A 24,299-nucleotide genomic window follows, 5' to 3' on the forward strand; every position below is an offset into this window, starting at 1 on the left:
CTGCACGGCCGCCCCGGATGAGGCGTAGTTCGCCGTGTCGATGCCGAAACCGCCGCCGATGATGTCGGCCCCGGCGCCGCCGATCAATGTGTCGTCGCCGGGCCCGCCGCGAAGCGTGTCGTTGCCGGCACCGCCGCTCAGCACGTCATCGCCGGCGAGGCCGTAGAGCTCGTTGGCCCCGCCGTCGCCGACCAGCGTGTCGCCGTGGGCGGAGCCCACCAGGTTCTCGATCGAATAGAGAGCGTCTCCGGTCGCGTCGCCACCGGCTGCCGTGCCCGCCTGCAGCGAAATCTGCACCGCCGCCCCCGAGGAGGCGTAATTCGCCGTGTCGATGCCGAAACCGCCGCCGATGATGTCGGCGCCGGCACCCCCGAGCAGCGTGTCGTTGCCGTCCCCGCCGATGAGCGTGTCGTCGCCGCCGAAGCCCCTAAGCAAGTCATCCCCGGAATTGCCTTCGAGCCGCTCGGCGTCGGCCGAACCCGAGATCGAATCCGCCGCCTGCGTGCCGAGCACGATCTCGATGCCGGCGATCGCGTTCGGGCCGCCGAAGCTCGGGGAGAAGTCCCACGTCTCCGTCGCCAGGTTGATGTCGGCGCCGCGGCTCGTCACGTTACTGAGGTCGAGCGTGTCGATGCCCGTCCCGCCGTCGACCCAGTCGCCAAACTCGCCCTCGAGCACATAGATCGTGTCGTCGCCGGCGCCGCCATAGACCGTGTCCGTGGCAAAGCCTCCGTAAAGGTGGTCGTTGCCGTCTCCGCCGTAGAGCGTGTCGCTGCTGCTGCCGCCCAGGAGCGTGTCGTTGCCCGCGCCACCATCGATGACGTTGGCGCCGCTCGTGCCGGTGATGGAGTCGTTGCCGGCGCCGGTGATCACGTTCTCGAAGTTCGTGTAGAGCTCGCCGGAGTAGTTCGAGGAGCCCGTCGCCAGGTCGAGCACGTAGTCGCCGCCCCAGCGGGTCGTGTCGAGCGTGTCGATGCCGGCGCCGCCGTCCATCGTCTCCGCACCGATCTCGGCGACCATCGTGTCGTTGCCGCCATTGCCGTAATAGGTGTTGCCGTTGCCGTCGGAGATGATCGTGTTGCCGCCCGAGCCGTCGAGATAGATCTCGATGCTGGCGAGCGTCGGTGTGCCGGTGGCGAAGGTCGTGATGATCTGGCCGGTCTCGAAGTCGAATATGTCACCGGAGCGTGTGACGTTCGAGTGGTCGAGCGTGTCCGTGCCGGTGCCGCCGTCGACATTGTCGAAGAACTCGCCGTCGAGCACGATGATCAGGTCGTTGCCGGCTTCCCCGTAGATCGTGTCGGTGCTGAAGCCGCCGAGAAGCGTGTCATTCCCACCGCCACCGTAGAGCGTGTCAACGCCGCCTCCTCCTTCCAGGCGGTTCGCGCCACTGCCGGTCTGCAGGAGGTTGTTGGCGGAGGAGCCGATCACCGTCTCGTTGCCGGTGGCGGTGGCGTTGTAATAGTTCTCGAAGTTGACCCAGGTTTCCGTGAAGCCCGCATTGTTCGTGTAAGTGCCGGCTCCCAGGTTGAAGGTTACGGCGCCGAAGGTCGTGCCGCCGCCATCGATCGTGTCGATGTCGCTGCCGCCGTCGGCGAAGCGGGGGCTCGAGACGCTGGGGCTCGGCGGTCCCCAGAAGATCCGGTCGTTGCCGGAGCCGCCGAGCATCGTGTCGGCGCCCAGGCCTCCGCCATTGATCGTGTCGTTGCCCGCGCCACCCTCCAGCCGGTTCGCCGCCTGGTTGCCGTAGAGGTAATCGTTGCCCGAGCCGCCCGTCGCGTTCTCGATGAGAGAGGCCGTGTTGCCGCCGAAGAGCAGCGCGTTGAAGACGTTGCCGCGCGCGTAGTTGCCGTTTCCGAGATAGGAGAGCTGCGTCGTGGAGAAGGTCGAGTGCTCGCCAGGGCGCAGGTCGATGTTGAGGTTGGTCGTGTAGTTGGAGAGGTTGTAGGTGTCGATGCCGCCGCCGTCCCAGACCGTCTGGAAGATGCGGTTGCCGCCCGGCGAGATCGCCAGCACGCCGTTGACGTAGGTCTGGCCCGTCGTCGGGTTCCAGGTGTAGACGGTGTTGCCGCTGTTGACGCTGTAGTCGGCGCCGTACATGTGCTGCAGCGCCGCGATGTCGAGCATCATGAAGGTCTGCGGCGCACCCCACGCCTCATATGTGTAGCCCGACGTCGGACCGCCCACATAGGTGCGGTAGGTCATGATCGAATATTCGAGCGAGTCGTAAGCGGCCGGAAGAGCCCCATAGACGCTCGTCTCGTGGCCGTGCTTCAAGCCGAGCGAGTGGCCGAGCTCGTGCAGCACGGTGTGCCAGTCATAGTCGCCTGCATCCGGGAAGTCGCCGCTCGGCCCGAAGAAGGCGTCGCCGCCCGTGATGGAGTTGCTGGGATAGTAGGCGTAGGCCGTGCCGGGGTCGCTCGAGTTCGCCACACGGATCGTGCCGGCGCCGGAACCGGAGCCTGCATAGGTGATCGTGAGGTTCGTGAACCCTTCCGCGGAAAAGCCGGCGGCACCGGAAGGCTGAGTATAGATGGCGTCGTTCAGGCCGAAATGCACGGCCACCATCTGCTGGGCACTCATCTGGCTGAAGCCCGTGAGCGGCCCGGCCGGGTATCCCGCCTGATAGTCGGCGGTCGAATCGGGATCGCTGTAGGTGATCGACCCGGCCCATCTCACGCCGCTCAGGAGGCCGTCGATCCGTTGATCGCCTGTTGCGGCCACGGAGGCGGTGGTGGCACCGGAGCCGTTCTCGTCACGCTCGGGAAGGCCTTCCCCAAGACCGCCGGAGGCATTGCCGGTATAGACCGGAGGCGTCCCGCCATCCTGATCGTTCAGCGCCCCGATGAAGACGTCGGGCGTGTCGGCCGAACCGTCCACCGCTGCCCCGGCTCCACCGTCCCCTTGCGGCGCGTCCGGCTGGACCGACATGTCGCTCCGGCTCGCGGCCGTGCTGCGCGCGCCTTGGGTGCCATGCTCGGGAACGACAAAGCCCCGTCCGCCGTCAGAGGCACCCTTGGCGGCGGCCATGCCGCCGGCGGCTTCCGCAGCGGGAGCCTGTTGGGTTTCGTCGGAGGCACTCGAAGACTGCGCCTTCACCATCACGTGCCCCGATGCCGCCGTGTCGGCAGAGGCATCGTCCGCGCTGGCTTCTTCGCCCTCATCCTCCTCGGCCGGCGGCAGGGAAAGGTTCAACGACCCGCTCTCTTCCGCGCTCACGCTGGCGGCGGACGCCTCGCCGGCGACCTGAGCCATCAGGGGGCTCAGAAGAAGCAGGCCCGGAACCACGCCGCGCTGGTTTGTCTCCTCCTCGTCTCCACCCAAACCGAGATCGTTCAAGCCCGTGAGATCACTAAGCTTTTCCATTTTTTTTCTCCATCGGCCGAGAAGATGAAGGTGAGCATGCGCCTAAGACTTACCTAACGTCAATAGACCTGCGTCGCGCGGCGTCGATGGACGGAGCAAAGGCGATGCCGGTATACTTGCCGGCGGGCCGGGCTGGCTTCGCTGAGAGATGTCGCATGCCACACGTGCACAACGGACCGCCTCGGGGCGGGGACCTCGCGACCAACATCACACGCAGCAGGCGCACCTCGATCGCCCTCGCGGTCACAGTCGCCGCCATCGCCGCCACAGCCACGCTCGCAGCCGGGAGAGCCGACGTGCCGAGGGACGAACGACCCGAGCCCACCGTTCCGCCCGAACAGGACTACGGCGAGATCCTCTCCGAGGAATACCGCTTCGCCGTCCAGCAGGGCAGCCGGGAGGCGCTGCTCATGTTCATCGCTCGGCATCCGGACGAGCCGCTCTCCGATCGGGCAAGAGCACTCGTGCCGCAGGTTCCGAGCCGCGCCGGTGCGGGCGGCGCGGATGCCGATGTGCTCGCCGCGTTCGGCAAGGCACTCGACGCCGGCACTCCGGAGGCCCTCGACGCCTTCGTGGACGCCCACCCGCAGCACCCTCTCGCCGCGGAGGCGCGGCGCATGCGGGAAACGACCAGAGCGCGGTGAGCGAGATTCCGGGAGAGCCGGCGCCGCGTCCCTCGGCGACCGCCGGGCAGGAAGGACATGCCGGCGGCACGGAACGGGCGGGAGACGCCGGGCCGTCGGGTTGAACTTCCGGGCCGTGCGCTTAGCATCGGCGCGACCGCCCCGTTCTCTCTCCGAGTCCCGCTCCATGCGTATCGACTATCTCGGCCTAGAAGCCTTCGTCGCAATCGCCGAGCAGGGCAGCTTCCAGCGTGCGGCGGCAAGGCTGCATCTGAGCCAGACCGCGCTCAGCCACCGCATCCGCAAGCTCGAGGACGACCTCGGGCTCCAGCTCCTCATCCGGACGACCCGCGAAGTGTCGCTCACGCGCGCCGGCCAGGAGGTGCTGCCGCGGGTCCGGCAGCTCCTCCGGGAGCTGTCGGAGAGTTACGGGCAGCTCTACGAGCAGGGGCGGCGCAAGCAGGAACGCTTGGCCTTTGCCTGCCTCCCGACAATCGCGAACTCGATCCTGCCGGGTGTCCTGGCGAGGTACTGCGAGGACAGGCCGGACATCGCCATCAGTCTGCGCGACCGGCCGTTTCCGGTGATCAACGAGCTCGTGCAGACGGGCGAGGTCGAGTTCGGGATCACGATCGTCTTCGCGAACCAGACCGACCTCGAGGTGCGGCCGGTCGTCGACGAGCCCTACGTCCTCCTCGTCCCCCGCGACCATCCGCTGGCCAGCCGCGGCCACGTGGCGCGCCGCGATCTCGATGGCGTGCCGATGGCGCGCATCAGCACGCAGTCCAACAACCGGCAACTCGTGGAGGACGGTCTCGGCGAATACCGCGAACGCATGATGTGGCGCTACGAGGTCTGGAACGCGACGGCGGCGATGAGCCTCGTCGCGGAAGGCGCAGCCCTGACGATCCTGCCCCGCCTCGCCGTGCACGTCTCGAACCGCAAGCTCGTGCCGCTGCCGTTCAGCGACGTGAAGCTGACGCGCACGCTCGGGATCGTGACGCGACGCGGCGTGCCGCTCTCGGAGGCGGCGACGGAGCTCGTGGCGATGATCGTGGCGCGATTGCTGGCCCTCGGCAATTCCGGCGGGGAGGCGGAGGCCGCGCCTCCGGTCGCGCCCGAACTCAGTGCCGCGGCGGATGCGCCGCCCGCATGACGGGCGAGGTGACGAGGTCGGAGACCGGGAAATCGAAGACGGCCGCCCCACCCTCGCGGGAGAAGCGCGCGATCAGCTCCGGCAGGGTCCCGAGGTCGTCGACCCTCTCTCCGCCGAGGCCGAAACCGCGAGAGATCGCGGCCAGATCGGTCCGGCCGAAAGTGGCACCCGCATCGGACAGGCCTTCGGAGCGGAGCTTGTGGATCTCCGAGCCGTAGGCGCCGTCGTTCATGATGCAGATCAGGATGTTCATGCCGTGGCGGCGGATCGTCTCGAGCTCCTGGACGTGCATCATGAGGCTGCCGTCTCCGTCGAACAGCACGACCGTGCTGTCCGGCCGCGCCGCCGCCACCCCGATGGCGAACGAGATGCCGTTCCCGATCGCACCGAACTCGCGGATCGTATGGAACCGCTCCACAGGCCGCGACGGCATCTGCGCGAAGTAATAGGAGCAGTGCCCGGAGGAGTTCACCATCTCCCAGTCGAACGGCAGGCAGGCCTCCAGGGCAGCGACCACGTCGCGCGGATCATGCGCGCCCTGCTGCGCGGGGAACTGCGTCGAATCGGCCGGCGTCTCCCTGATCTTCCGGGCAAGCGCGTCCGAGCGCCACGTCTCCGCGCCGGACGGGCGCGGCCCCAGCGCCTCGAGCAGTGCCCTCACCCCCTCCCGCGCGTCGGCGCGCAGATGGGCATCGGCGGCGACACGGCCCTGGCTGACGGCAAGAGGACGCACGTCGATCTGGATGACGCGCGCCTGCGGAAAGAGCTTGCCGCCCGCGGTGTTGTGCTGGGCGAGCCGGCCGCCGACCGCGATGACGAGGTCCGCCTCGCCGAAGCACTCCCGCGCGACGTCGGTCGAGAAGCCGCCCGCGATGCCGAGCGAGAAGGGATCGTCATTGAAGAGGCCGCGCACCGGCAGGCTCGTCGCGAGCAGCCCGCCGCAGCGTTCGGCGAGCGCCCTGCATTCCGCCGCCGCGCCGGAGAGATAGGCGCCACGGCCTGCCATCACGATGACCCGCTTCGCGTCGGCCACCAGCCCCGCGACATGCGCGACGTCATCGGGATGCGGCGGCATCGGCGACACCTTCGGCATGATCTCGAAGGAAGGAGCCGGCAGATCGACATCGCCCGGCCAGTCGCGCGCCTGCAGGTCGAACGGGACCCCGAGCACGACCGGCCGCATCTCCATGCGAGCCTGAACGAAGGCGTCGCGGATCTGAACCGGCATGCGCTCGATGTGGTGGAGCTGGTGGTAGGCCGCGCCGGTCGCCGTGACGAACGGCGCCTGTTCGAGCTCCTGGTTGTACCAGTTGGCCTTGAGCGGGGCCTCGCCGGCGAAGACGACGAGCGGGATGCTCGCGCGAACGGCCGCCGGAAGCGCCGTCATGAGCTGCGTCAGCCCGGGCCCGCACGTGACGGTCGCGACGCCGACATCTCCGGTGGCCCGCGCGAACGACATGGCGGCCGCCACCGCGCAGTGCTCGTGCCGGACATAGACCATCGAGCAGCCGCCCTCGGCGAGCTTCGTGCCCCAGTTCATGTTGGCGTCGCCCAGAAGGGCAAAGCACGTCTGCGTCCGCTCGCGCAGAAAGCACTCGGCCAGCACGTCGTACGTCTTCCGGGCGGTCATCGGTCGTCGAACTCCAAACGGCAGGGGGATCTGGTGGCCGCGGCGAAGCTCTAACCGCCGCGGCCCCGGGATATCAGTGGAGAGGCCAAGGGAGGTTGACCATCTCCTGGAGGAGGCCCGGCGGGAAGTCACGGCCGAGGATACCGCCGAGGAAGGTGATGAACGCGATGCCCGCAGCGGTCGCCAGAAGAGATCGGGCCAAGTTCAGACGCCCCCTTATGAGGAAGAAGGCGAGGAGGAAGATCGACAGCGCGATGATCAGGCCGAACACGCCAGACAGGATCAGCAGCGCCGCGAACCAGGCGAGGGTGCTCCAAAGGCCGTGGGGAGCGGCTTCCGCCTCGTCGTCGCGCTCGAGATCGATGAAGACGTCGTCATGTGCCGGCGAGCGCCACATCCGCCACAGCACGGCGGCGCAGCCGAGCAGGGTGATGATCCCGACCGTCAGCGGGAAGACCTTGTCGCCGAACCGGGTGATCGTCGCAGCGTTGACCGTCGCAACGGCGGCATAGGCCGTGCAGCAGGCGAGGAAGATGAAGGGCGCGAGCTTGCCGCCCGTCGGCGAGTTGATGTTCTCGCGGATGTTCTTCGACTGCCGGATGCCGACGACGATGGAGACGACCGTCAGCAGCAGGATGCCGATCGCGAGCGGCGAGAAGATGTAGTCCATTCCCGCTTCCCAGCTGCGCCGGAAGCGGGCTCCCGCGATCTGCACCGCCTGGTTCGTGAAGATCTCCGTCTGCCGCGACAGCACGAAGCCGATGAGGAAGGCCGGGCGCGAGAAGTCGAACCGACGCAGCAGGATGCCGAGGATGCCGATCGCCACCAGCGCGACGAGGTCGTTCATCGACTGGCGCGACTGGAAGGCCGCGAAGGCGATGATCATGAACAGATAGGGCGCGAGGATCGTGAAGCGGATCGTCGTCAGCCTGGCGATCCAGTTCGACATCAGGATGCACAGGCCCGCGCCCACGACGTTCGCCAGCGCGAGGCTCCAGACGATCGTGTAGGTGATGTCCAGGTTGTTCCGCACCATCTGCGGCCCCGGCGTCATGTTCAGGAGCGCGAGGCCACCGAGGAAGATCGCCATCGAGCCGGAGCCCGGGATGCCGAAGATGAGCGTCGGCACGAGCCCGCCGCCTTCCTTGGCGTTGTTGGAGCTCTCCGGGGCGATCACGCCGCGGATGTCGCCCTGGCCGAAGCGCGAGCGGTCCTTGGCCGTCTGCACCGCCGAGCTGTAGGCGATCCAGTCGACGACCGATCCGCCGAGGCCGGGAATGGTGCCGACGAAGACGCCGATCAGCGCGCTGCGCACCGAGAGCCACTTGTTCATCCACCAGTCGCGCACGCCCTGGAGCCAGCCGGCGCCCAGGTCGTTGCTCCCTGCGATCGGCTTGTCCTGGCGCAGCAGCTGGACGATCTCGGGAATGGCGTAGATGCCGAGGCCGACGATGACGAGCTGCAGGCCGTCGACGAGATATGGGATCTCGTATGTCGACATCCGCAGAGATCCGCCGGCGGGCGCTGCGCCGATCGTTCCGGCGAGAAGACCGAGGCCGGCGGCCACGATACCCTTCACCGGCACCCGCCCCGCGAGGATCGCGACCGTCGAGAGCCCCAGGAACGTGATCATCAGCATCTCGGGAAGCCCGAAAGAGAGGATCAGCGGACGTGCGATGAAGATGAGGCAGGTCAGAACGACCGCGCCGACCAGGCCGCCGAAGAGCGACGAGACGAAAGCGGCCGACAGGGCGCGGGCCGCATGGCCCTGCTTGGCCAGGGGAAATCCGTCGAGAACGGTGGCCTGGCTCGCCGAGGACCCGGGGATCCCGAGCAGGACCGACGAGAAGGTGTCGGAGGTCGGGATGACGGCGATGAGGCCGACCATCAGCGCGAGACCCGAAACGGAATCCATGCCGTAGATGAAGGGCAGGACCAGCGCGAGGCCGGCGATTCCGCCGAGGCCCGGCAGGACGCCGATCGAGAGGCCGAGCAGCACGCCGCCGATGAGGTAGGCGAGCTGCATGGGATGGAAGATCAGCGAAAGCGCATCGCCCAGGGCAGGCAGCGCGGTCGAGAACGCGGTCACGGGCGATCTCCTCAGCCGGACGAGACGGAACCTCCCGCCCGGAACCCGGGCGGGAGGACAGGGGCTCTAGCGAGTCCGGATCACTGGACGGTGATGCCGTAATCTTCCTGCAGCCAGTCGAGCACGAACTGCTTCGACTCGTCCGAGATATCGGTCGCCTGGCGGGTCGCCTCGATCGCGGCCTCACCCGTCTGCTGCGGATAGACGCCGAGCGTCTCCTCGGAGATCTCGGCGAAGTCGTCGCGCGCCTTGATGTCCTCGAAGGCCTGCGTGTACATGTCGACCACCTCCTGCGGCGCGTTGCCCGGCAGGAAGATGGTCTTCTGGTTCGCGAAGCCGGCGATGAAGAACGCCTTGTAGGCATCCCAGGCGGTGCCGGACGTCTCGCAGCCCTCCGTCGCCTCGCAGACTTCCTTGAAGCTCGGGAGATCGGGGAAGGTCGGATCGCGGACGATGTTGCCGTCGTCGTCGAGCGCGCCCCAGGTGAAGATCGGGACGGCGAGGCCCTCCTCGACGAGCGGAACGACGTTCGCGAGATAGGCCGACGAGGTCTGGTAGTCGATCGTGGCTTCGCCGCGCTCGAACATCAGACGGCCGTCGCCGCGGCCCTCGACGCCGAACACCGGATCGACCGTGAGGCCGAGCATCTTGAAGGCGAGGAGCGGCACGAGATCGAGCGTCGTCGCGCCCTGGCTGCCGTAGAGGAACGGCTCGTCCTTCAGGACGGACATGTCGCCGTCGGTGACCATCTCGGCGAGGTCGGGCTTGAGGTAGACCACGCCGCCCGTGCCGGAGGCGAGAACCGGCTTCCAGTCCCGGTACTGGTAGCGGACCCGGGGATCGCCCAGGAGGTAGGGGAACTTGGTCGAGCCGGAATCACCGAAGATCAGCGTGCCATCGCCATTGCCCTGGTTGTTCTGGAACCAGTTCGCGCCTTCCGTCGAACCGGCGCCCGGGCGGTAGCGGACGACCGTCGTCGGATTGCCCGGCAGGGCCTGCCTGAGGAGCGGCGCGTAGAAGTTCGCCCACTGGGCCGACCCGCCGGACTCCGAGAACGGAATGACATACTCGACGGTCTTGCCCTGCAGCGTCTGGCCGCTCTGCGCCTGCGCCGTGCCGGCCACGGCCAGGACCGCCACCATGGCGGCCCCGCCCAGAAGGCGGCTGGTGAATCGTGCCATATCGTCTCTCCCATGCATCTCTTGTTGTTGAGCCCTCGGAAGACCCAGCGAACTCAAAGTTAGGCGCCGCTCGTCCGAAGTCGGAACGACACAGCGAAAACGGTCCGCGAGAGGTCCCGCAGCGCGCCCGTGGAACGTTTGCACGAGATCGCGAGATCACTCAAAACGAAAATCCGCCCCCGTTTATGAATTTCGTGCATGAGACGCGCCCGAGGGAATGCCGCTTCAGTGTCGGCGGCTTGGAAGAGGACCGGCCGGAAGACGGAGGAAGCCAGGTGGTTTCGCGTTCGCCGTCCGCGATTCCGCCACCAACCCGCCGGGAGCAGCGCATTCCCGGGCATTTTCGTGGCACGCTGCCGGCGGATTTGTGATCACACGCGAGTTGCGCTAATAGAGGTCGATCACGCCCTTCCGGCCGCGCCCGCTCCGACGGAGCCTCCTCCTGCGGCCGATCCCAGCGCCGCACCGCCGGATGCCGCTTCGCGGCGACGTGCGGGCCCGGGTCACCCCGTGCTTGCGGCATGGTCCCTTGAGGGGCATCCTGAGCGTCAACCGCGCAGAAAGCGCGAACAGGGGGAACCGATGGACAGCTATCTCAAGTATCTGGGCCGCGAGGCGGCAGCCGGACGCCTCAGCCGCCGCGAGTTCATGGGGCGGGCCGCAGCCCTTGGCCTCACCGTATCGGCCGCGGGCACGCTCCTGTCGACGAGCGTTCGCGCCCAGGCGCCGCGCAAGGGCGGCCATCTCAAGCTCGGCCTTCAGGGCGGCGCGGCGACCGACGTGCTCGATCCCGCGAAGTGCACCTCCCAGGTGTGTTTCGTCACCGGCCGAAACTGGGGCGACACGCTCGTCGAGAGCGACCCGGAATCGGGCCTGCCGATCCCCGCGCTCGCGGAATCGTGGGAGCCCTCGCCCGACGCCAAGACGTGGACCTTCACGATCCGTCAGGGCGTCCAGTTCCACAACGGCCAGGAAATGACCGTGGACGACGTCGTCGCGACCCTGCGGCGGCATTCCGACGAGAATTCGGAGTCGGGCGCCCTCGGCGTCATGAAGACGATCAGCGAGATCAAGGCCGAGGACGGCAAGCTCGTCGTCACGCTCGACAACGGCAACGCGGACCTGCCGCTCCTTCTGTCGGACTACCATCTCGTCATCCAGCCGGGCGGCGGCGTGGACGACCCCAACGCCGGCATCGGCACGGGGCCCTACACGGTCGAGAATTTCGAACCGGGCGTGCGCGTGACGTTCCAGAAGTTCGAGAACCACTGGAACGCCGAGCGCGGTCATGTCGATTCCATCGAGATCGTCGTGATCAACGACGCGACGGCGCGCACGGCCGCCCTCTCCTCGGGACAGGTCCACTTCATCAACCGTGTGGAGCCGAAGACGGTCGACCTGCTGCAGCGCTCGCCGAACGTGCAGATCCAGTCGACGTCGGGCCGCGGCCACTACGTCTTCATCATGCACTGCAATACGGCGCCGTTCGACAACAACGACCTGCGGCTCGCGCTGAAATACGCCATGGACCGCGAGAAGATGGTCGAGACCATCCTCCGCGGCTTCGGCCAGGTCGGAAACGACTATCCGATCAACGAGACCTACGCGCTCGCGCCCGACGACATCGAGCAGCGCGTCTACGATCCCGACAAGGCGAAGTTCCACTTCGAGAAGTCGGGGCACGAGGGCCCCGTCCTGCTCCGGACCTCCGACGTCGCCTTCCCCGGCGCCGTCGACGCGGCCGTGCTCTATCAGGAAAGCTGCAAGGCAGCCGGCATCGACATCCAGATCCAGCGCGAGCCGGGCGACGGCTACTGGTCGAACGTCTGGAACGTGCAGCCGTTCTCGACCTCCTATTGGGGCGGCCGGCCGACGCAGGACCAGATGTACACGACGGCCTACTACTCGGAGGCCGACTGGAACGACACACGCTTCTTCAGGCCCGACTTCGACCAGCTGCTGCTGGAGGCGCGCGCGGAGCTCGACGAGGCGCGGCGCAAGGAGCTCTACCGCGAGATGGCCGTCATGGTCCGCGACGAGGGCGGCCTGATCCTGCCGATGTTCAACGACTTCGTGAACGCCACCTCGCGCAACGTCGAGGGCTACGTCCACGACATCGGCAACGACATGTCGAACGGTTACGTCGCCACCCGCGTGTGGCTGACCGAGTGATGGCGCCGACGGATCGGACCGGCTCCGATCCTCGCGTGACCGAGGACGAGACGGCGGGGGATCACCTCCCGCCGTCGCAAGCCGGCATGTCGCCCGCCGCCGCCGAAGTCGGCGCGGCCGAACGGGGCGAGGAATGGGCTCGCGAGGCGGAGCGGCAGCATTGGCTGAAGAGCCCGCTGGCGACGCTGATCCTGCAGCGCATGGGCCTGAGCGTGCTCCTGCTCTTCGCGGTGTCGCTCCTCATCTTCGTCGGCGTCGAGGCGCTGCCGGGCGACTTCGCGCAGACCTATCTCGGACAGTCGGCGACTCCGCAGGCGGTGGCGAACATTCGCGAGCAGCTGGGTCTCGACCGGCCGGCGACCGCCCGCTACCTTGAGTGGCTCGGCGGCGTGCTGCAGGGCGATTTCGGCAACTCCTGGGCGAGCGGGCGCTCGATCAGCGAGCAGATTGCGCGCCGCCTCGGCAACACGCTCATGCTCGCCGGCTTCGCCGCACTCGTCTCGATCCCCCTGGCGGTCGGGCTCGGCATGGTGGCGGTCCTTTACCGCAACCGCATTCCCGACAGGCTGATCAACGCCCTGTCGCTCGCTGCGATCTCGTTGCCGGAGTTCTTCATCGGCTACCTGTTCATCCTGGTCTTCGCGGTGAACTGGGGCTGGGTCACCTTTCCGTCGACCGTCTACGACGGCATGCCGTTCGGTGCACGGCTCGAGGCGATCCTCCTGCCCGGCCTCACGCTCGTGATGGTGGTCCTCGCCCACATGATGCGAATGACCCGCGCGGCGATCCTCAACGTGATGTCGTCGGCCTATATCGAGACCGCGCAGCTCAAGGGCCTCGACGCGTTCCGGATCATCGCGAAACATGCCGCGCCGAACGCCGTGGCGCCGATCGTCAACGTCGTCGCGCTCAACCTCGCCTATCTCGTGGTCGGCGTCGTCGTCGTGGAGGTCGTGTTCGTCTATCCGGGCATGGGGCAGTACATGGTCGACGCCGTCACGGTGCGCGACATGCCGGTGGTGCAGGCCTGCGGCATGATCTTCGCGGCCGTCTACATCCTGCTGAACATGGTGGCCGACATCATCGGCATCGTCTCGAACCCGCGCCTGAGGCATCCGCGATGAGGTGGCGCTCCATCCCGGTGAGCGCCTGGATCGGCATGGCCGGCCTCGCCCTCGCCCTCTTCTGCGCCGTCTTCGCCCCGTGGATCGCCCCCTATGGCGAGCGGCAGGTCGTCGGCGACATCTGGATGCCGATGGGCGGCGAGTTCCTGCTCGGCACGGACAATCTGGGCCGCGACCTTCTCTCCCGGCTGATCTACGGCGCCCAGACGACGATCTTCGTCGCGCTCGCGGCGACCGTCCTGTCCTTCTCGCTCGGCGTCCTCCTCTCCTTCACGGCGGCGGTGGTGCGAGGGTGGACGGACCAGATCCTCTCCCGCTTCAACGACCTCATGATGGCGATCCCGACACTGATCTTCGCCCTCGTGGTGCTCGCGGTGCTCCCGCAGCGCCTGTGGATCCTGGTGCTCGTCATGGCGGTCCTCGATTCCACACGCGTCTTCCGCCTGGGACGCGCCGTGGCGGTCGACATCGCCGTCATGGACTTCGTCGAGGCGGCGCGCCTGCGCGGCGAGGGCCATGCCTGGATCATCTTCCGGGAGATCCTGCCGAACGCGCTCACACCGCTTCTCGCCGAGTTCGGGCTGCGCTTCGCCTTCGCCGTCCTCTTCCTGTCGACCCTGTCCTTCCTCGGCCTCGGCATCCAGCCGCCCGAGGCGGATTGGGGCGGCATGGTGAAGGACAACAAGGACGGCATCATCTTCGGCGTGCCCGCCGCGCTGGTGCCCGGAGCCGCGATCGCTGTGCTCGCCATCTGCGTGAACCTCGTCGTCGACTGGCTCCTCAACCGCACATCGAGCCTCAAGGGGGCACGCGGCGATGGCTGAGCTGCTCGACGTCAAGAACCTCAGGATCGATGCCACCGCCTATCCCGAGGACGGTCCGCCGGAAGACATCACCATCGTCGACGGCGTGTCCTTCCAGCTCGGCCGCGGCCGCGTGCTGGGGCTCATCGGGGAATCGGGCGCGGGCAAGTCAACGATCGGCCTCTCCGCGCTCGCCTATGGCCGCGGCGGCGTGCGCATCACCGGCGGCGAGGTCATCCTCGACGGCACGGACATCCTGAAGCTCTCGCCCCGCGGCATCAGGAGGGTTCGCGGCGCGAAGGTCTGCTATGTCGCGCAGTCGGCCGCCGCAGCCTTCAACCCCGCGCACAGGCTAGGCGACCAGGTCGTCGAGGCCGCCCTGCGCCACGGCGTCCTCAGCCGCGAGGAGGCGCACGAGCGGGCGAGATATCTGTTCGACGTCCTCGGCCTGCCCGACCCCGACACGTTCGGCAAGCGCTATCCCCACCAGGTCTCCGGCGGCCAGCTCCAGCGCGCGATGACGGCGATGGCGCTCCTCCCCTCGCCCGACCTCATCGTCTTCGACGAGCCGACGACGGCGCTCGACGTGACGACGCAGATCGACGTGCTCGTCGCGATCAAGCGCGCCATCGAGGAGACGCACACCGCGGCGCTCTACATCACCCACGACCTCGCCGTCGTCGCGCAGATCGCCGACGACATCATGGTGCTGCGCCATGGCAAGACGGTCGAATACGGCACGACGCGCCAGATCCTCGAGGAGCCGCGGGAGACCTACACGCGCGAGCTCGTCACTGTCCGCCAGGTCAAGAAGGAGGAGGCTCCCGACCAGAGCCAGGCGCTCCTGAAGATCGACCACGTGAACGCACGCTACGCGAACGGCCCGCTCATTCTCGACGACGTCTCGATGCACGTGCCGAGGGGCCAGACACTGGCGATCGTCGGCGAGTCGGGCTCCGGCAAGTCGACGCTGGCGCGGGTCATCACCGGCCTCCTGCCACCCGAGAGCGGGCGCATCCTGTTCAAGAACGAGCCGCTGCCCGCCTCGCTTCCCGAGCGCTCGCGCGACCATCTGAGGAAGATCCAGATGATCTACCAGATGGCCGACACGGCAATGAACCCGCGCCACACGATCCGCCAGATCCTCGGCCGGCCGCTGACCTTCTATTTCGGCATGCACGGCCAGGAGAAGTCCCGCCGGATCCAGGAGCTGCTCGACCAGATCGAGCTCGGCAAGGGGTTCGCCGACCGGTATCCCGCCGAGCTGTCGGGCGGCCAGAAGCAGCGCGTCGCGATCGCCCGCGCGCTCGCCGCCGAGCCGGAGCTCATCCTCTGCGACGAGCCGACCTCCGCCCTCGACCCGCTCGTCGCCGACGGCATCCTGACGCTTCTGACGAAGCTGCAAAGGGAGACGCAGGTTTCCTACGTGTTCATAACTCACGACATCGCGACGGTGCGGGCGATCGCGGATTCGGTCGCGGTGATGTATCTCGGCCAGGTCGTGCGCTTCGGACCGAAGTCGCAGGTGCTTTCGCCGCCTTTCGACGACTATACGGACCTCTTGCTGAAGTCGGTGCCGGAGATGAAGGTAGGCTGGCTCGAGGACGTGCTCGAGACGCGGCGGATGGAGAGCGGCGGGCGCTGACCCGGCGCCGCGACCCGGCTTGAAGAGCAATTTGCCATGACGGACAAGACGTTCGAGGTCATCGAGAACGAGTGGATCCCGCTCGCCGACGGCACGAGGCTCGCCGCGCGCATCTGGATGCCGGGGGCATCGAAGTTCGATCAGGTCCCCGCGATCCTCGAGTTCCTGCCCTACCGCAAGCGTGACGGCACGGCCCAGCGCGACGAGTCGACCTATCCTGTCTTCGCCGCGGCCGGCTATGCCGGCGTGCGCGTCGACATGCGCGGCTCGGGCGAATCCGAGGGCGTGATCGACGGCGAGTATTCCGAGCAGGAGCTCTCGGACGCGTGCGAGGTGATCGAATGGATCGCGGCACAGGCCTGGTGCACCGGCAGCGTCGGCATGATGGGCATCTCCTGGGGCGGCTTCAACGCGCTGCAGGTGGCGGCCCTGAGGCCCGAACCGCTCAAGGCCGTCATCTCCATCGCCTCGACGGTCGACCGCTACAACGACGACATCCACTACAAGGGCGGCTGCCAGCTCGCCGCGAACCTCTCCTGGGCCGCGACCGTCGCCTGCTACCAGTCGCGCCCGCCCGACCCCGCGCTCGTCGGCGACAGATGGCGGGAGATGTGGCTGAAGCGCCTCGAGGACGAGCCGCTGATGCTCGAGGACTGGCTCGCCCACCAGCGCCGCGACGCCTTCTGGAAGCACGGCTCGATCTGCGAGGACTTCCAGGCGGTCGAGATCCCAGCCCTCGTGATCGCCGGCTGGGCGGACGGCTACCGCAACACGCCGCTGAAGGCGGTCGAAGGCCTCGGCGCCAGGGCGAAGGCGATCATCGGCCCGTGGATCCACAAGTACCCGCACTTCGCCTGGCCGCAGCCGCGCGCCGACTTCCACGCGGAGGCGATCCGCTGGTGGGACCGCTGGCTGAAGGGCAGGAGTAACGGGGCGGACGACCTGCCGCAGGTGCGCGCCTATCTGCTCGACGGGCCGAAGCCCGCGCCGCGGCGCGAGCACGATCCGGGCCGGTGGGTGGCGATCGAAACCTGGCGGGTGCCGGCGCGCCTCGAGCTCTTCGCCGGGGCGCATCGCGGCCTCGCGCGGGAAAAGGCGGATGCCGACCTGGGCACGGTCCTGATCGACTGCCCGCAGGACACCGGCGTGACCGCGGGGGAGTATTTCACGCTCAAGCCCGACGCCGAGATGGCCGGCGACCAGCGCGCCGACGACGGCAGATCCGTCACCTTCGAGACGGAGCCGCTCGACGCGGCGGTCGAGGTGCTGGGCCGTCCCGTGCTGACGCTGAGGGTCGAGACGCGGGACCCGCAGAACCTCGCCGCGCGCCTCGTCGACGTGCATCCCGACGGCAGCGCCACCCGGGTGAGCTTCGGCGTCCTGAACCTCGCGCACCGCGACGGCGACGAGGAGCCCGCGGCGATGCCGGAGGGCGAGGCGGTGACGATCACGCTCGAGCTCGATGCCTGCGGCTACCGGTTCGCTGCAGGCCACAGGATCAGTCTCTCGCTGTCGAACGCCTACTGGCCGATGATCTGGCCCGCCCCCGGCACCGGCGGCATCACCGCCCACCCCTCGTCGCTGGAGCTCGGCCTACCCCTCCTCGACGAGGCGGCACGGCCGGTCGAGGTGCCGGAGCCCGCGAACCCCGACCCCCTGCCCCAGTACATAGAGCGCTGGCCGCCGGCGAGCCGGCGCACTGTCGAGCGGAACCTGACGTCGAACGTCACGACCAGTCGCATCCTCGAGGACACCGGCGCCTTCGAGCACCCCGACACCGGCCTGACGACACGGCAGGTGCGGCGCGAGGCGTGGACGGTCGATCCCGACGACCCGCTGACGGCACGCGGCGAGACGCACTGGACCGCGGAGATGTCGCGCGAGGGCTGGCGGATCAGGACGGAGAGCTACCTCACCCTGTCCTGCACGAGCGCCCACTGGATCATCCAGGGCACGGTCGTCGCCTATGAAGGCGAGAGCGAGGTCCACCGCAAGAACTGGGACCGGCAGATCCCGCGCGACCTCATGTGAGGCATCCGAGAGAAGCCGGTCAGGCCGGCGAGGCGAGGCGGGCGAGGGCCTGGCAGATCGCCGCGAAGCCCGCGCGGGCGCCGGGGCTCGTGTGGCGGGCCCTGAGCCAGCCATGCACCATCTGCGGGTCCTCGCGGAAGGTCACGCCGATGCCGGCCTCCGCCAGACGCGCCGCGTAGAGGCGGGCGTCGTCGCGCAGCGGGTCGAAATGCGCCGTGCACACGAAGGCCGGCGGCAGGCCCGAGAGATCGCGGGCCCGCAGCGGATAGGCGTAGATGTCGTCCGCCTGCGCCGCGTAGACATCGCGGTAATAGGCGACGTCGGCCGTCGTCAGTCCCGGTGCCTCGGCCATTTCGACATAGGAGCCGCGCGCGAGGTCACCTCCGAGACCGGGATAGATCAGCACCTGGCCGACGACCCCGCGGAGCCCTTCGTCGCGCGCGAGAAGCGCAAGCCCCGCCGCCAGATTGCCGCCGGCGCTGTCGCCCGCCACGACCACCGGCCGCCCCTCCTCCAGAAGCGAGCGGAAGACGGTGGCGGCGTCCTTGAAGGCCGCCGGCGCCTTGTGCTCGGGGGCCAGACGGTAGTCGCATGCCACGACCTCCAATCCCGTCGCCGCCGCGAGCTCGGCGCAGACGCCGTCATGGCTGTCGAGCGAGCCGACGACGAAGCCGCCGCCATGGAGATAGAGCACGCGGGCCGGCGCCCGGATCGCGCCGGGCACATAGCGCCGCACCGCCACGCCCCCTGCCGGCACCCCGTCCGCGACCGACAGGCCCTCGGGCCGCTCCACGTCGAAGGCACGGCAGAGCGCGTCGTACCACTGCCGCTGCCGCGCCACGGGAGCCGAGACGGCGTCCGGCGGATAGAAAGCGTCGACCTTCTCCTGGAAGGCCAGGATCTCGGGCTCCGTCGGCGAGGGTGACGTCATCGTGATGTCCTACGAGGGTTTTCGTGCTCCCCGAGGGCTGCGGTCCCGCGGGCCGGAACGACGTCTCCTCGCGAACGGTGCCCTTATTCGGGCGCGCGAACTATTGCCGGTGCGGAGCGCCGTCCTAGTTCCTGCCCTTCTGCCGCCGTTGCCGCAAGGGTGCCCGCCCGCGGTCCGGCCCGGATGACGGGAACACCGATACGAGGATGCCCCAGCCATGGTCGCCGTTTCAGCCGCCCGCACGCCCGCCCCGTCCGAGATCCTGAAGCTCTACCGACGCGTCAGGGAGGACAGCAGAACGCTCGGCGCGCCGCTTTCGGACGCGGACGCGACGGTGCAGTCGATGCCGGACGCGAGCCCCGCGAAGTGGCACCTCGCGCACACGACGTGGTTCTTCGAGGCGATGGTGCTCGGGCCGAACGTGCCGGGCTACCGGCCGTTCGACGACAGCTTCAACTACCTCTTCAACTCCTATTACGAGACGATCGGGGAGCGCCAGCCGAGGCCCCGTCGCGGCATGATCACGCGGCCGCACCTCGACACGGTCTTCGCGTTCCGGGAGCACGTCGACGAGGCGGTCGAAAGGCTCCTCTCGTCCGATCCCTCGCCGGAGGTGACGGAGCTCGTCGAGCTCGGCTGCCATCACGAGCAGCAGCACCAGGAGCTCCTGCTGACCGACATCCTGCACCTCTTCGCGCAGAGCCCGCTGAAGCCGGCCTACAAGGACCCACAGCCGCTGCCGGTGGAGACGGGCGGCCGCGAGCCCGTCTCCTTCACGGCGTTCGACGGCGGCATCTTCGAGATCGGCCATGAGGGCAACGGCTTCCACTTCGACTGCGAGGGCCCGCGCCACCGGGCGCTGATCGAGCCGTTCCGCCTCGCCGACAGGCTCGTCACGAACGGCGAGTGGATCGAGTTCATCCGCGACGGCGGCTACCGCGACCCGCTCCTCTGGCTCTCGGCCGGCTGGGGCACGGTGACGGCGCGCGGCTGGGACAAGCCGCTCTACTGGCAGGAGCGCGACGGCGAGTTCTGGACGATGACCCTGCGGGGCGCGCAGCCCGTGGACCCCAACGCCCCGGTGACGCATGTGAGCTACTACGAGGCGGACGCTTTCGCGACATGGTCGGGCAGGCGCCTGCCGACGGAGTTCGAGTGGGAGCACGCGGCGGAGGGCCTGTCGATGGACGGCAACTTCGCGGATTCCGGCCATCTGAGGCCGAAGCCCTCCCCGCGCCGGGGCGAGGGCCTCACGCAGATGTTCGGCGACGTCTGGGAATGGACGCGCAGCCAGTTCTCGCCCTATCCGCGCTTCAAGCCGGTCGAGGGCGCGGTCGGCGAGTACAACGGCAAGTTCATGTGCAACCAGTTCGTGCTGCGCGGCGGCTCCTGCGCCACCCCCGGCGGCCACATCCGCGCGACCTACCGCAACTTCTTCCCGCCCGACGCGCGCTGGCAGTTCTCCGGGCTGCGCCTGGCGGAGGACGCGTGATGCTCGACCGCACCAGCGCCGAAGAGACGCAGCGCCACGCCTTCCAGGCCGACGTGATCGAGGGCCTGTCGAAGGCGCGGAAGACCCTGCCGAGCCGCTGGCTCTACGACGACAGGGGCTCGGAGATCTTCGAGGAGATCACCGCCGTCGAGGACTATTATCCGACGCGCACGGAGACGGCGATCCTGCGCGAGCACGCCGGCGACATGGCGAGCTTCTGCGGCGAGAGGGCGACGGTGATCGAGTACGGCGCCGGCGCCAGCGTGAAGACCGAGATCCTGCTCGGCGCGCTCCGCTCGCCCGAGCTCTACGTTCCCGTCGACATCGCCGGCGACTTCCTCAAGGCCTCCGCCCGGCGGATCGGGGAGACCTTCCCCGACCTCGCCGTGCGGCCCGTCGTGGCCGACTTCACGGGGGATTTCGAGCTGCCGGACGACCTGCCGGAGGACGGCAGGCGCACCGGGTTCTTCCCCGGCTCGACGATCGGCAATCTCGACCGCCACGAGACGGTGTCCTTCCTGGAGCGGATGCGGGAGCATGTCGGCGGCGACGGGCGTGCGGTGATCGGCGCGGACCTGAAGAAGGACATCCCGACGCTTCTGCGCGCCTATGACGACAGCGAGGGCGTGACCGCGGCCTTCGACCTCAACATCCTCACCCGCATCAACCGCGAGCTCGACGGCGACGTGCCGGTCGAGCGGTTCGTGCACGAGGCGCGATGGAACGAGGAGAGTTCGGCCGTCGAGATGCACCTGAGAAGCCTCGACGACCGCACGGTGACGATCGCGGGCCGGAGTTTCAGCTTCGCGGCCGGCGAGACGATCCACACCGAGAGCTCGCGGAAATACTCCGTCGACGGGTTCGGCGAGCTCGCCGCCGCCTGCGGCTGGCAGGTGAGCGAGGTGTGGACCGACGAGGCCCGGCGCTTCGCGGAGTTCGGCCTCGTGGCGAGGACCTGAGCGCGGCACGACGCGGGCGGCGGCGCCCACGTGGTTTTCCCGATCTGTCGCGCCACCTGCCGGCGGGGATAATCTGGATCCGACCGCGTGGCGCCTTTCCACGCAACCGATCGAGGAGCGACATCATGTCCGACCGCCGAGCCACCCGCCTCGCAGCCCTCGCCTGCGGCCTCCTGATGAGCACCGCCGTCTCGGCGGCGACGGTCGTCGACGTGATCAAGGGCGCGAGCTGCGGCTGCTGCGTCGCCTGGATCGAGACGCTGGAGGAGGCGGGCTTCTCCGTCACGTCCGAGGACGTCGCGCAGGGCGCGCTCGTGCAGGCGAAGATGGACGCGGGAATTCCCGCCGACCTCGCCTCCTGCCACACCGCGAAGGTCGACGGCTACGTGATCGAGGGGCACGTGCCGGCTCGCGAGATCGAGCGCCTGCTCGACGAGCGGCCGGACGCGATCGGCCTCGCCGTGCCGGGCATGCCGCTCGGCTCCCCCGGCATGGAATATGGCGACGAGGCCGACGCCTACGACGTGCTTCTCGTGAAGGCGGACGGGACGACCGAGGTCTACGCGAGCTACCCCGCGCGGTAGGTCACTCCGCGGGCTGCCCCACGGGCTGCCCGCCCCCGACGGGGCAGGCTTGGGCCGCCTCGCGAGAGGGCCTGAAGCCGCGCAGCCTGAGCGAGTTCGTGATGACGAAGACGCTCGACAGGCTCATGGCGGCGGCGGCGAGGACGGGGCTCAGGAGCACGCCCCAGACGGTATAGAAGACGCCCGCCGCCACCGGGATCAGCGCGACGTTGTAGGCATAGGCCCAGAAGAAGTTGAGGCGGATCGTCCGCAGCGTCCGCCGCGACAGGCCGACCGCATCGACGATGCCGCGCAGGTCGCCCGACATCAGCACCACGTCGCCGGCCTCGATCGCGATGTCGGTGCCGGTTCCGATGGCGAGGCCGGCATCGGCCTGCGCGAGGGCCGGCGCGTCGTTGATGCCGTCGCCGACGAAGGCGACCGAACGCCCCTCGCCCTGAAGCCGCGTGACCTCGGCCGCCTTCTGGTCGGGCAGGACCTCCGCCAGCACCCGGTCGATGCCGACCTCGGCGGCGATCGCCTGCGCCGTCTGGCGCGTGTCGCCGGTCAGCATGGCGACCTCGAGGCCCAGTTCCCGGAGCGCCGCGACCGCCTGACGGCTGCCCTCCTTCAGCGGATCCGCGACCGCGAGGACGCCCACGAGCTCGCCGTCGATCGCGACGTAGAGCGGGGTCTTCGCCTGGTCCGCCAGCGCGTCGGCCTGCGCCGCCCCGGCCTGCGTGGCGATGCCGAGCCGCTCCATGTGGCGCCGTGCCCCGACCTGCACCGTCCGGCCCTGGACGACGGCCTCGATGCCGTAGCCGGCCTCCGCCTCGAAACGGGTGATCTCGGGCAGCGCGAGCCCCTCGGCCTGCGCCGCGCGCACGACAGCCTCGGCGACGGGGTGCTCGCTGCGGGATTCGGCCGCCGCCACGAGCCGCAGAATCTCGGCGCGCGGCAGATCGCCCGCGACGACGACCGTGTCGGTCAGCTCCGGCCGGCCCCGCGTCAGCGTGCCGGTCTTGTCGAGCACGACCGTGGTCACGCGGGCGAGCGCCTCGAGCGCCGCGCCCTTGCGGAAGAGGACGCCCATCTCGGCGCCCTTGCCGGTGCCGACCATGATCGCCGTGGGGGTGGCGAGGCCCATCGCGCACGGGCAGGCGACGAGCAGCACCGACACCGCCGCGACGAAGGCGTAGCTGATCGCCGGCGAGGGGCCGAGCGCGAGCCAGGCCGCGAAGGTCAAAAGGGCGACGGCGATGACGATCGGCACGAAGACCGAAGCGATGCGGTCGGCCATCGCCTGGATCGGGGGCTTGGAGCCTTGCGCCTCCTCGACCATGCGGATGATCTGGCTCAGGACCGTGTCGGCGCCGACGCGGGTCGCGCGGTAGGTGAAGCTGCCGGTCCGGTTGACGGTGCCGCCGACCACCTCGGCGCCCGCGCCCTTCAGGACGGGGAGCGGCTCGCCGCTGATCATCGCCTCGTCGACATAGCTCGAGCCCGACACGACCTCGCCGTCGACCGGCAGGCGCTCGCCCGGCCGCACGATGACGACGTCGCCCGGGACGACGTCGTCGACCGGGATCTCGCGCTCCTCGCCGTCGCGGGAGACGCGGGCGGTCTTCGCCTGCAGGCGGAGGAGCTTCCGGATCGCGTCGGAGGTGCGCCCCCTGGCGGCAGCCTCCATCAGCCGGCCGGCGAGGATGAGCGTGATGATGACGCCCGCCGCCTCGAAATAGCTGTGGCGCGCGCCCGCGGGGAGGAGGTCCGGCCAGGCGAGCGCGACGAGGGAGTAGAGATAGGCCGCGCTCGTGCCGAGCATGACGAGGCTGCTCATGCCGGGCGCGAGATGGCGCAGCTCGGCGAAGCCCTGGCGGTAGAAGCGCCGGCCCGCGCCGAACTGGACGGGCGTGACGAGCAGGAACTCGACGAGCATCCAGCCGCGATGCGGCAGGGCGGCGTAGAGCCCTTCGAGGCCCGGCACGTGGCGCCCCATGGCGACGACGACGAGCGGCAGGGTGAAGAGCGTGGCGAAGAGGACGTCGCGCCGCAAGCGTCCGATCTCGCGCGCCTCGGCCGCCTTGTCGCGGTCGGCGCGGTCGGCGTCCTCGGCGACCGCATGGGCGGGATAGCCGGCCGCGGCCGACGCCGCCTCGAGCGCGGAGGGGTCGAGAAGGCCCGGGAGGTAGCGCACCCGAGCCTCGTTCGTCGCGAGGTTCACGCTCGCGGCGAGAACGCCCGGGACGGCGGACAGCGCCCGCTCGACGTGCCGCACGCAGGACGCGCAGGTCATGCCCTCGACGGCCAGGCGCAACTCGGCGGGACGCAGCTCGTAGCCGGCGCCCTCCACGGCCTCGACGAGGGCCCCGGGATCGACCGTGGCCGGATCGACCGCCAGGCGCGCCTTCGACGTCGCGAGGTTGACGGACGCCTCCGAAACGCCCGGAACCCCGCCCAACGCGGTTTCCACGCGGCGCACGCAGGAGGCACAGGTCATGCCCTCGATCACGAGGGAGACGTCGCGCTGCATG

General features: G+C 69.1%; 16 protein-coding genes. 10 read left to right on the plus strand and 6 right to left on the minus strand.

Annotation, left to right across the window (positions count from 1 at the left end; translation table 11 throughout):
• On the minus strand, window positions 1–3,366 hold a 3,366-nt coding region (locus N177_RS20380; RefSeq protein ID WP_051402212.1), incomplete at its 3' end, for a M10 family metallopeptidase.
• 155 nt (window positions 3,367–3,521) lie between these two features.
• Between N177_RS20380 and N177_RS21520 the strand changes: the two genes are divergently transcribed.
• Window positions 3,522–4,010, plus strand: a complete 489-nt coding sequence (locus N177_RS21520; RefSeq protein WP_023430528.1) for a hypothetical protein — start codon at window positions 3,522–3,524, stop codon at window positions 4,008–4,010.
• 166 nt (window positions 4,011–4,176) lie between these two features.
• Window positions 4,177–5,145 carry a LysR family transcriptional regulator gene (locus N177_RS01915; RefSeq protein ID WP_023430529.1) on the plus strand — a complete coding sequence of 323 codons (969 nt, stop codon included), beginning with the start codon at window positions 4,177–4,179 and terminating at the stop codon, window positions 5,143–5,145.
• On the opposite strand, the gene N177_RS01920 is transcribed toward N177_RS01915, so the two are convergent.
• From N177_RS01920 to N177_RS01930, 3 genes are all read right to left on the minus strand, one after another.
• A complete protein-coding gene (locus N177_RS01920; RefSeq protein ID WP_023430530.1) occupies window positions 5,114–6,775 on the minus strand; it encodes a thiamine pyrophosphate-binding protein in 1,662 nt (553 codons plus the stop codon). The two genes, N177_RS01915 and N177_RS01920, sit on opposite strands and share 32 nt — an antisense overlap.
• A 73-nt stretch (window positions 6,776–6,848) precedes the next feature.
• Entirely contained in the window at window positions 6,849–8,864 is a 2,016-nt protein-coding gene (locus N177_RS01925; protein WP_023430531.1) for a tripartite tricarboxylate transporter permease, read from the minus strand.
• Window positions 8,865–8,944: 80 nt separating this feature from the next.
• A complete protein-coding gene (locus N177_RS01930; RefSeq protein ID WP_023430532.1) occupies window positions 8,945–10,045 on the minus strand; it encodes a type 2 periplasmic-binding domain-containing protein in 1,101 nt (366 codons plus the stop codon).
• Window positions 10,046–10,627: 582 nt separating this feature from the next.
• Here N177_RS01930 and N177_RS01935 point away from each other — a divergent pair.
• The 5 genes from N177_RS01935 to N177_RS01955 are packed head-to-tail and all read left to right on the plus strand — an operon-like array spanning window position 10,628 to window position 17,820.
• Complete coding sequence (locus N177_RS01935; RefSeq protein ID WP_023430534.1) at window positions 10,628–12,217, plus strand: ABC transporter substrate-binding protein; 1,590 nt, start codon at window positions 10,628–10,630, stop codon at window positions 12,215–12,217.
• Window positions 12,217–13,341 (plus strand): ABC transporter permease, encoded by a 1,125-nt coding sequence (locus N177_RS01940; protein WP_023430535.1) that lies wholly within the window; start codon window positions 12,217–12,219, stop codon window positions 13,339–13,341. The genes N177_RS01935 and N177_RS01940 overlap by 1 nt, the downstream gene beginning before the upstream one ends.
• Complete coding sequence (locus N177_RS01945; RefSeq protein WP_023430536.1) at window positions 13,338–14,165, plus strand: ABC transporter permease; 828 nt, start codon at window positions 13,338–13,340, stop codon at window positions 14,163–14,165. Before N177_RS01940 ends, N177_RS01945 begins: the two co-directional genes overlap by 4 nt.
• Window positions 14,158–15,789 (plus strand): ABC transporter ATP-binding protein, encoded by a 1,632-nt coding sequence (locus N177_RS01950; protein WP_023430537.1) that lies wholly within the window; start codon window positions 14,158–14,160, stop codon window positions 15,787–15,789. Before N177_RS01945 ends, N177_RS01950 begins: the two co-directional genes overlap by 8 nt.
• Before the next feature lie 36 nt (window positions 15,790–15,825).
• Complete coding sequence (locus tag N177_RS01955) at window positions 15,826–17,820, plus strand: CocE/NonD family hydrolase (protein WP_023430538.1); 1,995 nt, start codon at window positions 15,826–15,828, stop codon at window positions 17,818–17,820.
• 19 nt (window positions 17,821–17,839) lie between these two features.
• Here N177_RS01955 and N177_RS01960 read toward each other — a convergent pair whose 3' ends face one another.
• Window positions 17,840–18,751 (minus strand): alpha/beta hydrolase, encoded by a 912-nt coding sequence (locus tag N177_RS01960; protein WP_023430539.1) that lies wholly within the window; start codon window positions 18,749–18,751, stop codon window positions 17,840–17,842.
• A gap of 217 nt (window positions 18,752–18,968) precedes the next feature.
• Between N177_RS01960 and egtB the strand changes: the two genes are divergently transcribed.
• From egtB to N177_RS01975, 3 genes are all read left to right on the plus strand, one after another.
• On the plus strand, window positions 18,969–20,243 hold the full coding sequence (gene egtB / locus N177_RS01965) for an ergothioneine biosynthesis protein EgtB (protein ID WP_023430540.1): 1,275 nt from the start codon (window positions 18,969–18,971) through the stop codon (window positions 20,241–20,243).
• Complete coding sequence (egtD, locus tag N177_RS01970; protein ID WP_023430541.1) at window positions 20,243–21,202, plus strand: L-histidine N(alpha)-methyltransferase; 960 nt, start codon at window positions 20,243–20,245, stop codon at window positions 21,200–21,202. The genes egtB and egtD overlap by 1 nt, the downstream gene beginning before the upstream one ends.
• A gap of 125 nt (window positions 21,203–21,327) precedes the next feature.
• Window positions 21,328–21,786, plus strand: coding sequence for a DUF411 domain-containing protein (locus N177_RS01975; protein ID WP_023430542.1), 459 nt, complete (start codon window positions 21,328–21,330; stop codon window positions 21,784–21,786).
• Window position 21,787: 1 nt separating this feature from the next.
• Here the strand turns inward: N177_RS01975 and N177_RS01980 are convergent, their stop codons facing one another.
• The gene (locus N177_RS01980) at window positions 21,788–24,298 is read right to left on the minus strand and encodes a heavy metal translocating P-type ATPase (RefSeq protein ID WP_023430543.1); all 2,511 of its coding nucleotides are present in this window, start codon (window positions 24,296–24,298) and stop codon (window positions 21,788–21,790) included.
• Window position 24,299: the final 1 nt, after the last annotated feature.

Origin of the sequence: Lutibaculum baratangense AMV1 (assembly GCF_000496075.1) — a bacterium.
Lineage (GTDB): Bacteria > Pseudomonadota > Alphaproteobacteria > Rhizobiales > Tepidamorphaceae > Lutibaculum > Lutibaculum baratangense.

What these genes read in the sequence shown, in the direction of transcription:
- N177_RS21520 (WP_023430528.1), top strand. Translation starts at nt 3,522, where the DNA reads ATGCCACACGTGCACAACGGACCGCCTCGGGGCGGGGACCTCGCGACC.
- N177_RS01915 (WP_023430529.1), top strand. Translation starts at nt 4,177, where the DNA reads ATGCGTATCGACTATCTCGGCCTAGAAGCCTTCGTCGCAATCGCCGAG.
- N177_RS01920 (WP_023430530.1), bottom strand. Translation starts at nt 6,775, where the DNA reads ATGACCGCCCGGAAGACGTACGACGTGCTGGCCGAGTGCTTTCTGCGC.
- N177_RS01930 (WP_023430532.1), bottom strand. Translation starts at nt 10,045, where the DNA reads ATGGCACGATTCACCAGCCGCCTTCTGGGCGGGGCCGCCATGGTGGCG.
- N177_RS01935 (WP_023430534.1), top strand. Translation starts at nt 10,628, where the DNA reads ATGGACAGCTATCTCAAGTATCTGGGCCGCGAGGCGGCAGCCGGACGC.
- N177_RS01940 (WP_023430535.1), top strand. Translation starts at nt 12,217, where the DNA reads ATGGCGCCGACGGATCGGACCGGCTCCGATCCTCGCGTGACCGAGGAC.
- N177_RS01945 (WP_023430536.1), top strand. Translation starts at nt 13,338, where the DNA reads ATGAGGTGGCGCTCCATCCCGGTGAGCGCCTGGATCGGCATGGCCGGC.
- N177_RS01950 (WP_023430537.1), top strand. Translation starts at nt 14,158, where the DNA reads ATGGCTGAGCTGCTCGACGTCAAGAACCTCAGGATCGATGCCACCGCC.
- N177_RS01955 (WP_023430538.1), top strand. Translation starts at nt 15,826, where the DNA reads ATGACGGACAAGACGTTCGAGGTCATCGAGAACGAGTGGATCCCGCTC.
- N177_RS01960 (WP_023430539.1), bottom strand. Translation starts at nt 18,751, where the DNA reads ATGACGTCACCCTCGCCGACGGAGCCCGAGATCCTGGCCTTCCAGGAG.
- egtB (WP_023430540.1), top strand. Translation starts at nt 18,969, where the DNA reads ATGGTCGCCGTTTCAGCCGCCCGCACGCCCGCCCCGTCCGAGATCCTG.
- egtD (WP_023430541.1), top strand. Translation starts at nt 20,243, where the DNA reads ATGCTCGACCGCACCAGCGCCGAAGAGACGCAGCGCCACGCCTTCCAG.
- N177_RS01975 (WP_023430542.1), top strand. Translation starts at nt 21,328, where the DNA reads ATGTCCGACCGCCGAGCCACCCGCCTCGCAGCCCTCGCCTGCGGCCTC.
- N177_RS01980 (WP_023430543.1), bottom strand. Translation starts at nt 24,298, where the DNA reads ATGCAGCGCGACGTCTCCCTCGTGATCGAGGGCATGACCTGTGCCTCC.